The organism is Mesorhizobium sp. CA6 (assembly GCF_020165035.1).
In the GTDB taxonomy this organism is placed as follows: domain Bacteria; phylum Pseudomonadota; class Alphaproteobacteria; order Rhizobiales; family Rhizobiaceae; genus Mesorhizobium.
The window spans coordinates 137928-149205 of sequence record NZ_JAIUHI010000010.1 but is presented as its reverse complement, the minus strand read 5'-3'; the positions used below and the strand labels follow the sequence as shown (position 1 = coordinate 149205).

Annotated in this window: 9 protein-coding genes; 6 read left to right on the top strand and 3 right to left on the bottom strand. The window is 62.8% G+C overall.

The window, feature by feature from the left end; translation table 11 throughout:
• Window positions 1-65: 65 nt before the first annotated feature.
• The 3 genes from LB526_RS17065 to LB526_RS17055 all read right to left on the bottom strand — a co-directional run bounded on the left by LB526_RS17065 (window position 66) and on the right by LB526_RS17055 (window position 3109).
• Window positions 66-848, bottom strand: a complete 783-nt coding sequence (locus tag LB526_RS17065; RefSeq protein WP_176477005.1) for an ATP-binding cassette domain-containing protein — start codon at window positions 846-848, stop codon at window positions 66-68.
• 2 nt (window positions 849-850) lie between these two features.
• Window positions 851-1912, bottom strand: coding sequence for an ABC transporter permease (locus LB526_RS17060; RefSeq protein ID WP_140541596.1), 1062 nt, complete (start codon window positions 1910-1912; stop codon window positions 851-853).
• Between the two features lie 162 nt (window positions 1913-2074).
• Window positions 2075-3109, bottom strand: a complete 1035-nt coding sequence (locus LB526_RS17055) for a sugar ABC transporter substrate-binding protein (protein WP_095767162.1) — start codon at window positions 3107-3109, stop codon at window positions 2075-2077.
• Window positions 3110-3321: 212 nt separating this feature from the next.
• Here LB526_RS17055 and LB526_RS17050 point away from each other — a divergent pair, with 212 nt between their 5' ends.
• From LB526_RS17050 to LB526_RS17025, 6 genes are all read left to right on the top strand, one after another.
• Window positions 3322-4545, top strand: coding sequence for an ROK family transcriptional regulator (locus LB526_RS17050; protein WP_140845712.1), 1224 nt, complete (start codon window positions 3322-3324; stop codon window positions 4543-4545).
• Window position 4546: 1 nt separating this feature from the next.
• Window positions 4547-4993, top strand: a complete 447-nt coding sequence (locus LB526_RS17045) for an RbsD/FucU family protein (RefSeq protein ID WP_095766828.1) — start codon at window positions 4547-4549, stop codon at window positions 4991-4993.
• Window positions 4990-5913, top strand: coding sequence for a carbohydrate kinase family protein (locus LB526_RS17040; protein ID WP_224530021.1), 924 nt, complete (start codon window positions 4990-4992; stop codon window positions 5911-5913). The genes LB526_RS17045 and LB526_RS17040 overlap by 4 nt, the downstream gene beginning before the upstream one ends.
• Window positions 5914-6167: 254 nt before the next feature.
• Window positions 6168-7310, top strand: coding sequence for a DegT/DnrJ/EryC1/StrS family aminotransferase (locus LB526_RS17035; protein ID WP_224628670.1), 1143 nt, complete (start codon window positions 6168-6170; stop codon window positions 7308-7310).
• Window positions 7311-7660: 350 nt separating this feature from the next.
• Window positions 7661-8755 (top strand): glycosyltransferase family 4 protein, encoded by a 1095-nt coding sequence (locus LB526_RS17030; protein ID WP_224628667.1) that lies wholly within the window; start codon window positions 7661-7663, stop codon window positions 8753-8755.
• Window positions 8756-8978: 223 nt separating this feature from the next.
• Window positions 8979-11147 (top strand): amylo-alpha-1,6-glucosidase, encoded by a 2169-nt coding sequence (locus LB526_RS17025; RefSeq protein ID WP_224628665.1) that lies wholly within the window; start codon window positions 8979-8981, stop codon window positions 11145-11147.
• Window positions 11148-11278 lie beyond the last annotated feature (131 nt).

Here is an 11278-nt window from a genome sequence, read left to right as displayed (position 1 = left end):
GGTTCAATCGATTTACCCAACCGACCCATCAGCCCGCCTGCGGCAACAGGGACATGTCGTGGGGATCAAGCCGCCAGCGCGTCCTCCGGCGGCTTCTTGGCGCCGGTCATCAGCGCCACCGCATCCGACATGGAAATCTGCTTAGGATCGACGACGCAGAGACGCCTTCCAAGCCGGTGGATGTGGATGCGGTCCGCCACCTCGAAGACATGCGGCATGTTGTGCGAGATCAAAACGATCGGCAGGCCGCGCTTCTTGACGTCCAGGATCAGCTCAAGCACGCGGCGGCTTTCCTTCACGCCAAGGGCGGCCGTCGGCTCGTCCATGATCACCACTTTCGAGCCGAAAGCGGCAGCACGCGCCACCGCCACGCCCTGGCGCTGGCCGCCCGAAAGCGTTTCCACCGCCTGGCTGATGTTCTGGATGGTCATCAGGCCGAGCTCCGTGAGCTTGTCGCGAGCACGCTTCTCCATCGCCGGACGGTCGAGCATGCGCAGCCAGCTGCCAAGCGGACCTGGCTTGCGGATCTCGCGACCGAGAAACATGTTGTCGGCGATCGACAGCGCCGGCGACAGGGCGAGGTTCTGGTAGACGGTTTCGATGCCGGCTTCCCGGGCCTCCATCGGCGACTTGAAGGCAACTGGCTTGCCCTCAAGCCGGATTTCGCCTTCGTCGGGCACGGCCGCGCCGGAGATCGCCTTGATCAGCGATGATTTGCCCGCGCCGTTGTCACCGATGACGGCGAGGATTTCGCCCGGATAGAGGTCGAAATCGGCATTGTCGAGGGCGGTAACGCGGCCATAGCGCTTGATCAGGCCGCGCGCTGTGAGAATGGGCTCCTGGGTCATGACTATGCCGAAACCTTTCTGATCCATTGATCGATCGCCACGGCGCCGATGATCAGCACGCCGGTGAGCAGCACCTTCCATTGCGGATCGGCGCCCAGCATGTTGAGGCCCATCGAGACGACGCCGACGATCATGGCGCCGAACAGCGTGCCGAGGATCGAGCCGCGCCCGCCGAACAGCGAGATGCCGCCGATCACCGTCGCGGTGATGGCCTGCAGATTGTAGTCGGTGACAGCGGCCGACGGCGAGACCGAGCCGTTGCGGCCGATCGAGACCCAAGCCGCGAAAGCGGCGATCAGCCCGGCAAGGGCATAGACCGTCATCAGCACTTTCTTGGTCTGAATGCCCGACAGTTTCGCAGCCTCCTGATCGTCGCCGACGGCGTAGACATGGCGGCCCCATGCGGTGTGGTTGAGCACGTACCACAGGAGGATCACCAGCAGGACCATGGCAATGACGCCAAGCGTCAGCACGGCAGAGCCGACCCTGAAGCTCACCGCGAACAGGTGCAGCAGCGGCGCCTGGACGTCGACATCGGTGTCGCGGATCGTCTCATTGGCCGAATAGATGAAATTCGTGGCCATGACGATGTTCCAGGTGCCGAGCGTGACGATGAAGGGCGGCAGCTTCATGTAGGCGACCAGGAGGCCATTGAGCAGTCCGCAGGCGCCGCCGGCGGCAAGTCCAATCGCCACGGCGAGAATGGCCGGCATGCCATAGGTCACCGCGCAATTGCCCATGATCACCGCCGAAATCACCATGATGACGCCGATCGAGAGATCGATGCCCGCGGTCAGGATGACCAATGTCTGCGCGGCACCGAGGATGCCGACGATGGCGATCTGCTGCAGGATCAGCGTCAGAGTGTAGGACGAAAAGAAACGTCCGCCGATGGCGATGCCGAAGATGATGACCGACAGAACCAGCACGATCAGCGGCACCGCCGCCGGCGTTGAGTGCAGGAAGTGCTGGGCGCGCTTGACGGCCGATTTGTGCTCGTCGAAGGCGGCGACGCTGGTGTCGCTTCCCGTAAGTACTTTCTCGAATTCCTGTATCTGAGACATATGTCCTCCCGTCTGCATACGGCCTCTCATTGCCGCACACGCCGTCGACGCCTATTCCGGTCTTGTCGCCAGGATTGTCGCGCTTTGACGAAAGCGCATCGTCCACCCGATGCGGCCGGGGATCAAGCCCCCAGCCGCACGGTTCGTGGACCTCTCAGAGCATCAGCCCCAGCACTTGGCCAGGCCTTCCTTGGTGTCGATCGACTTGACGCCATTGGCCGGCTTGTCGGTGACAAGGTTGACGCCAGTGTCGAAGAAGTTCTTGCCTTCGGTCGGCTTGGGCTTGGTGCCGTCCTTGGCGAAGGCGGCGATCGCCTCGATGCCGAGCGCCGCCATCTGCAGCGGATATTGCTGCGAGGTGGCGCCGATGACGCCTTCGGTGACCGACTTCACGCCCGGGCAGCCACCGTCGACCGAGACGATCAGCACCTGCTTCTCGAGGCCGACGGCCTTGAGCGCCTGATAGGCGCCGACAGCGGCCGGCTCGTTGATGGTGTGGATGACGTTGATGGTGTTGTCCTTCTGCAGAAGGTTCTCCATCGCCTTGCGGCCGCCCTCTTCGTTGCCGTTCGTCACGTCATGGCCGACGATGCGCGGATCGGTTTCGTCTCCGATCTTGTTGGGGTCCTTCACGTCGATGCCGTAGCCCATCATGAAGCCCTGGTCGCGCAGGACGTCGACGGTCGGCTGCGAGGGGGTCAGGTCGAGGAAGCCGATCTTGGCGTCCTTGGCCTTGTCGCCAAGCGTAGCGGCCGCCCAGGCGCCGATCAGCTTGCCGGCTTCGAGATTGTCCGTTGCGAAAGTGGCGTCGGCGGCGTCGATCGGATCGAGCGGCGTGTCGAGAGCGATCACCAGCAGGCCGGCGTCACGCGCCTTCTTCACCGTCGGCACGATGCCCTTGGTATCGGAAGCCGTGATCAGGATACCCTTGGCGCCGTCGGCGATGCAGCTTTCGATCGCCGCGACCTGGCTCTCGCTGTCGCCGTCGATCTTGCCGGCATAGGTCTTGAGGTCAACGCCGAGTTCCTTGGCCTTGGCGGTCGCACCCTCCTTCATCTTGACGAAGAAGGGATTGGTGTCGGTCTTGGTGATGAGGCAGGCGCCGACGCCCGCGGCCGACGCGGACGAGGCGAACGCGAGCAGGCCCAGCCCGGCCGCCGCGAATACGGTGGATTTCAGCAGCGATTTCTTGGTCACGATTTCCTCCCAGTGGAACCATTCCGGACGCCGGCCAACCCGGCGCCTCAAACGCATCCAACCATTTCTCCCAGCGTGGACGCCAGATCAAAAGACACCAGTCCGCAACGGCTGTCAATAATTAAATCACTCTTATTTATTATTGACAGCCTTGCGCTGTTCACCCATTCTGAACGAAAAGCATCGAGGGGAAACAGACGGGAGGAAACAGGGTGGAGACCGGCATTGCGAGGCACGGTTCGCCCGAGGCTTTGGAGAGCCGGCTGCACCGCGGCACCAACCAGAGCGGCATGCGCGACCATAATGAACGGCTCGTGCTGTCCCTGGTGCGCCAGCATGGCAGCCTGGCCAAATCCGACATTGCGCGCATGACCGGGCTGTCGGCCCAGACGGTGTCGGTGATCATGCGCGAGCTCGAGGAAGACAAGCTGCTTGTGCGCCAGGCGCCGCTGCGCGGCAAGATCGGCCAGCCTTCGATTCCGATGGCGCTCAATCCGGAAGGCGCTTTTTTCATCGGCCTCAAGATCGGCAGGCGCTCGGCCGAGCTCGTGCTGATCGACTTCCTCGGCAATGTGCGCGCCATGCTGCAGCATTCCTACCGCTATCCCGCACCGCGCGAGACCGTCGAATTCGTCACCGCCGGCATCAAGACGATGCGCGGCGAACTGACGCCGGCGCAGGACAAGCGCATTGCCGGGCTCGGCATCGCCATGCCGTTCGAGCTATGGAACTGGGCAGACACGGCCGGCGCGCCGCGCGAGATCATGGACGAATGGCGCCATCGCGACATCCGCGCCGACATCCAGGGGCAGTGCGAGTTCCCGGTTTATCTGCAGAACGACGCGACTTCGGCTTGCGGCGCGGAGCTCGTCTTCGGACGAGCGGGCGCAGCGCGCGATTTCGTCTATTTCTACATCGGCGCCTTCGCCGGCGGCGGCATCGTGCTCAATGGCCGCCTCTACAGCGGGCCGAACGGCAACGCCGGCGCGCTGGGCTCGATGCCGGTGCCCGGGCCGGACGGCAAGCCGACGCAGCTCATCGACGTCGCCTCGATCGCGATGCTGGAAAAGGCGCTCTCGGCCAAGGGCATCGACGGCTCCTATCTGTGGACCTCGCCGCAGGAATGGGGCGAGATCGGCGCCGATCTCGACGAGTGGATCGCCAGCGCATCGCGGGCGCTGGCCTATGCCATTGTCGCTGCCTCGTCGGTCATCGATTTCGAAGCGGCGGTTATCGACGGCTGGATGCCGCTCGATGTGCGGCGCCGGCTGGTCGATGCCGTTACGGAAGCGATCGCCCGTGTCGATGCCGAAGGACTGAAACTGCCTGTCGTGCGCGAGGGAACGGTCGGCATTCACGCACGCGCCATGGGCGGCGCCAGCCTGCCGCTCTCCGAGCGCTTCCTGATCGGGCCTCACACGTCCGGAGGCGCCTGACATGCTGATCGGCATCCCGTCGCTGCTCGGGCCCCAGTTCCTGGCGACGCTCAGGGCAATGGGCCATGGCGACGAGATCGCGATCGTCGATGGCAATTATCCGGCCGAGGAACAGGCACGGCGGCTGATTCGCGCCGACGGCCACCACGTCATAGCCGTCCTCGACGCCGTGCTTAGTGTGCTGCCGGTGGACGAGGCTGTGCCGGAGGCATTGTTTCGTGCCTCGGTGAAGGGCGACCCGGCGCTGGCCGACGCCGTGCATCATGAGATGGAATCGGTTTGCGCCAGGCGTGCGCCGGGCCACAAGGTGGTTGCTCTGGCCGGGCCCGACTTCTATGCACGCGTCAAGGCGGCGCACGCCATCGTTGCGACCAGCGAACCCAGGCTCTTTGCCAACATCATCATTCGCAAGGGCGTGATCCATCCGCCGGAGACCAAGACGACATGATCCTTTGCTGTGGCGAAGCCCTGATCGACATGCTGCCGCGCACCACGACGCAAGGCGAAGCGGCCTTCGCGCCCTATGTCGGCGGCGCGGTGTTCAACTCGGCGATCGCGCTCGGCCGGCTCGGCGCTCCGGCCGGCTTCTTCTCCGGCCTCTCCTCCGACCTGTTCGGCGGCCAGTTCCGCGAGGCGCTCGGCGCAAGCAAGGTGAGCTCCACCTATGCGCACACCTCGCCGCGTCCGACGACACTCGCCTTCGTGCGGCTCACCAACGGCCAGGCGACCTACACCTTTTATGACGAGAACACCGCCGGGCGCATGCTGACCATCGAGGACCTGCCGAAGCTCGGGCCCGAGATCGAGGCGATGCTGTTCGGCGCCATCAGCCTGATCTCCGAGCCGGCGGGATCGGCCTATGAGGAATTCATGCGGCGCGAGCACCGGAGTCGGGTGATGATGCTCGACCCCAACATCCGGCCGAATTTCATCCCCGACAAGGCGAAGCATCTGAGGCGTATCCGCGAGATGATGGCGATGGCCGACATCGTCAAACTGTCCGACGAGGATCTCAAATGGTTCGACGAGGCCGGCTCGCATGAGGATGTGGTGCGCAACTGGCTGGAGCGCGGGCCGAAGCTGATCGTCGTCACCCATGGCAGCGAAGGCGCCGTCGGCTACAGCAAGGCGCACAAGGTCACCGTCATGCCGCAGAAAGTGAAGGTCATCGACACGGTCGGCGCAGGCGACACCTTCAACGCCGGCATTCTGGCCTCCCTGCACGAGCAGGGCCTGCTCACCAAGGCGGCGATCGGCGACCTGCCGGAAGATGCGATCCGCAAGGCGCTGGAGCTCGGCGCCAAGGCGGCGGCGGTAACGGTTTCGAGGGCCGGCGCCAACCCGCCCTGGCGGCACGAAATCGCCTGATCCAGCGTGGGAGCGGACGCGAAACCGCCCTTCGCGGCCGATCACTTTATGTTTCCCACCGGCGGAACGACGCGACAAGAGGGGCCGGAAAACGCCTCTCAAAGCTCGGATTTCCGGCTTTTTCAGGCATTGCGCCGGCAAAATCGGTAACAGGCTGCCACACCTGAGCAATTTGCGCCGGTCGCCACCGGCTTTCTCAGCCGGTTCAAGTCTGTTACCAGCGGGCCGGTTTTACAGGCAGTTTCGAGGGCGACATGCAGTTCATCGATCTTGGCGCGCAGCGCGAACGTATCCGCGACCGGCTGAAGGCCGCGATCGACCACGTCGTCGAGGACGGCCGTTATATCCTCGGGCCGCAGGTCACGGAATTCGAGAACAAGCTCGCCGCCTATATCGGCGTCAAGCATGTGGTCGCCTGCGCCAACGGCACCGACGCGCTGCTCCTGCCGCTGTTTGCCGCCGGCATCGGCCCGGGCGATGCCGTGTTCGTGCCGAGCTTCACCTTCGCAGCCACCGCCGAGGTGGTGGCGCTCGCCAAGGCCGAGCCGGTCTTCGTCGACGTCGACCGCGACACCTATAACATCGACATCGCCAGCCTCGAGGCGGCGATCGAGATGATCAAGAAGGAAGGTAGGCTGAAGCCGAAGGCGATCATCCCGGTCGACCTGTTCGGGCTCTCCGCGAACTACGAGGCGATCATGGCGATCGCCAAGCGCGAGAACCTGTTGGTGATCGAGGACGCCGCGCAGTCGATGGGCGGTTCCGCCGGCGGCACCATGTGCGGCGCCTTCGGCCATGTCGGCTCGACCAGCTTTTATCCGGCGAAGCCGCTTGGCTGCTACGGCGATGGCGGCGCGATGTTCACCAACGATGCTGCGCTGGCCGACAAGCTGCGTTCCTTCGCCTTCCACGGCAAGGGCGAGACGCAATATGACAATGTCCGCGTCGGCATCAATTCGCGCCTCGACACGCTGCAGGCGGCGATCCTGATCGAAAAGCTCGCCATCCTCGAGGATGAGATGGTGGCCAGGCAGGTGGTCGCGGACCGCTATGCCAAGGGCCTTGGCGACATCGTCAAGGCCTCACGCAATCTCGGCCACGGCCGCTCGGCCTGGGCGCAGTACGCCATCGAGACGCCGAAGCGCGACGGGCTCAAGGCCCATCTCGGCGAAAAGGGCATCCCGTCGGTGATCTATTATGTGAAGCCGCTGCACGAGCAGGTCGCCTACAAGCACTATCCGCGGACACCGACCGGCCTTGCGGTCTCGGAGCAATTGCCGAAGCAGATCCTCTGTCTGCCGATGCATGCCTATTTGAGCGAAGCCGACCAGGACCGGATTATCGAGACGATCAGGAATTACATCGGCTCGAACTCGGCGCATGTAGCGGCGGCCTGATCTCCCTCAGTGTCGCTCAAGACGACAGAGGGTCGCCATCGCATAGGACTCACAGCCAGGCCAAGCCTGAATGCGGCCGCACTGCATCAGCCGCAGCGTACATGCTCTGCGGTCTTTCTTTGTCAGCCTGACCGGCGCCTCGATCGCCGCCATGTTCGCCAACGGGCTTGCCCGTCTGGCAGTTTACATTCCGCCCTTTCACTTTTGCATACGATGCCACGGCGAAGTGATTGATGCCGGGAACAAATTAGCAGTCCGAAAGTTCGCGAGAACGGCGAACCGGGAGAAGGAGTGCCCGCTGCCGTCCCCGGTTCGTTGAAGGCCGACTTTCGTTCCAGGATGCCCTGCACATGAAGATTGCCCAGATCGCACCCCTGACTGAGTCCGTGCCACCCAAGTTCTATGGCGGGACCGAGCGCATCGTTTCCTATTTAACGGAAGAGTTGGTTCGAAGGGGCCATGACGTGACTTTGTTCGCCAGCGGCGATTCACGTACGTCGGCCGAACTGGTGGCATGTTGCGACGTTGCGCTACGCCTGAATCAGAAAGCACAGAATCCCATTCCTTACCACGTCATGATGCTTGAAGAGGTTCGCAGACGGGCGAATGAATTCGACGTGCTGCATTTCCACGTCGACGTTCTCCATTTCCCGATAATTCGAGAGTTCGCGCAGCGAACCGTTACCACGCTTCATGGCCGGCTCGACCTTCCGGACCTGGCGCAACTTTACGCGATGTTCAACGACATTCCACTGGTCTCGATCTCGGATGACCAGCGCCGGCCCATGCCGCCGGTCAACTGGCTTGGAACGGTCTATCACGGCCTGCCGAACGACATCCTCCCATTCCGGCCGAAAGCCTCTGGATACCTCGCGTTCCTCGGTCGCATCTCACCCGAAAAAGGCCCGGAAGCCGCGATAGAAATCGCCGCGCGCGCCGGAATGCCGCTGAAGATCGCAGCCAAAATCGACGCAGTGGACCAATCATTTTGGAGCGACAGGGTCGAACCACAGGTGCTTCGGCATTCGAATGTCGAGTTCATCGGCGAAATTGATGAGCGTGCGAAGGCGGAATTTTTGGGCAATGCGACGGCGCTGCTGTTTCCGATCGATTGGCCGGAGCCGTTCGGCCTCGTGACGATCGAGGCGATGGCCTGCGGTACCCCGGTGGTTGCGTTCAACCGCGGAGCCGTTCCGGAGGTCATCGATCATGGCGTGTCCGGACTGATAGTGGAAAGCATTGACGAAGCCGTCGAAGCTGTGCGGCGGATAGGCAGTCTCGATCGCGCACGTGTGCGGAAAACTTTTGAAAGGCGATTCACGGTCGGGCGCATGTGCAGCGACTATTTGGGGATCTACCGCCTGCTGGCGCGCGACGAGCAATTTCCACTCGGCTCGCGAAACGGGTTCGCCGAAAACGCGGCTGAAATAGCCAGCACTTTTTAACAGCACCGCTTGAGACGAGTTGGCGGTTAGAATCGCCGGGTTCCCGCCGCATTCGATCGGACTCGAACAGCGGAAGCTTCGCCGAATATCCGCCAAGATTTCAATGACGCTCTCGGGATCATGGGCATCGCAGCATTGATGCGAGATACTGTTGATAGGAGATGGTCGGGCGCAGGCATATGCGATGAGCGCCTGCATCGGCCGTCTGAACAGGAGGGATGAGATGAGCATCGAAGTCGAAGAACGCAAGCTTAATCCAGCGGTCGCTCTCCCCGCACTCGATGAATCGGCCCCGCGCGAGCCGCATAGGCAATTTGCGCTGAAGCATGAGGACTGCTTCGTCGTCGCGGACAGCTATGGCGACATACGCGGCAGCGGCGACGGGCTTTTCCGCGACGATACGCGAGTGCTGTCGCGTTTCCGGCTGTTCATAGGCGGCCGCATGCCGTCGCTGCTCGGAGCGTCGCTGTCGCAGGACAACATCCTATTCACCGCCAATCTCACAAATTTGGCTACCATCGGGCCCGACGGCAGTGAAACGCTGCCTGGGGTCGTGCACATCGAGCGGACCAGATTCATCTGGCACGACCGCATGTACGAGCGAGTCACTTTCACGAATTACTCCGCGCGTGAGGTGTTGCTGCCGGTCCGGTTCGACTTCGATGCCGATTTCCGTGACATGTTCGAGGTGCGCGGCACTACGCGCAGCCGGCGCGGTCGCGCACATGACGCCTTGGTCGGCGAGTCAGGCGTGACATTTTGCTACGAGGGCCTCGATAATGTGGCGCGCCAATCCGTCATCGCGTTTTCGATGAGGCCCGACCAGATCCATCCCCATCATGCAGAGTTTCTCATTCTGGTGGGGAGGCACGACAGAAAGGCGCTGTATCTGGAAGTCGGTCAGAACGAAGAAATCCCGTCCAGTGATCGGTTCCGCGCCGCCGCGGCGCGAGCGCGATTTGCAATGCGCTCAAAGCGTCGACAGGGCGCCACTGTTTTCAGCTCCGGCCGCGTGTTCAATGACTGGCTCACGCGCACACGTGCCGACATCGCCCTGCTGACCACCGATCTGGAGACCGGGCCATATCCGTATGCCGGTATTCCCTGGTTTTCGACTGCCTTCGGCCGCGACGGCGTCATTTCCGCCTTGCAAATGCTGTGGCTCAACCCCGAGCTTGCCCGCGGCGTGCTGGCGTTCCTTGGCCGCTATCAATCGACGGAGACCTCTGTGTTCGACGATGCCGAGCCCGGCAAGATCATGCATGAAACGCGCAAAGGGGAAATGGCTATACTGCGCGAGCTGCCGTTCGGCCGCTATTATGGCGGCGTCGACACCACTCCGCTCTATGTCTACCTGGCTTGGTCCTACGCCGATCGTACGGGCGATGACGAGTTCGTCGATCGCATGTGGGATTCGCTGTGCGCAGCAATCGGGTGGATGGAGGAAGTCGGTGCCCGCAACAGCGACGGTTTCGTGACCTATAATAGGGCGGCGGACACGGGTCTCTTCAACCAGGGCTGGAAGGACAGCGCCGACGCTATCTTCCATGCCGACGGCAAAATACCTCGCGGTCCGATCGCACTGGTCGAGGTGCAAGGCTACGTCTTCGCAGCCTATCAAGGCATGGCCGCCTTGGCAGCCAAACGCGGAGACGCCGCCAAGGCGGCGCACTGGAGCGCCATGGCAGAAAAAATACGCAGCGCAGTGGAGGCCCGGTTCTGGATGCCGGACCGCAATTTCTACGCTTTGGCAATCGATGGGGAAGGCAGGCAATGCGCGGTGCGCGCCTCCAACGCGGGTCACCTGCTCTATGTAGGGCTGCCCTCGGCAGAACGGGCGAAATCAATTGCCGAGCAGTTGCTGTCGGGGCATCTGCACAGCGGTTGGGGCGTTCGCACCTTGGCCGACGATGAGATTCCGTTCAATCCGATGTCTTATCATAACGGCTCGATCTGGCCGCATGACACGGCGATCTGTGCCGCCGGCCTAGCCCGCTACCAGGAGCGCACCAGCGTCGTGAAGCTTATGAGCAGCATGTTCGAGGCGGCGGTCCGGTTCAATATGCGGCTTCCGGAGCTGTTCTGCGGCTTTACACGGGCGATCGGGGATGCGCCGATCGCCTATCCCGTCGCCTGTCTGCCGCAGGCATGGTCGGCCGGTTCCGCGTTCATGATGCTGCAGGCCTGCCTGGGGATCCGCATCGATGGTTGGAAGCGCGAGATCAATGTCGAACGCCCACGGTTGCCGATAGGCATCGACAACATCGTCATCCGGCACTTAACCGTGGGCGAGGCGAAGGTCGACCTCAATTTCCAGCGCGTCGGCGACCGGGTCGTCTGCTATCTCGGCGAGCGGCACGAGGGCCTAGTGCCGCTGGTCGTTCGCTCTTAGTGACCGGGACAGCAGGGCCTGCTATCGATGCTCACTGTAGCATCCAGGTGCTGCTGGTGATGTCTCGCAGGCTCCTCTTGAACTGAAAAGAGCTGCTTCCAATCTTTTCTCTTGTCCCCAGCCGGGCGTGC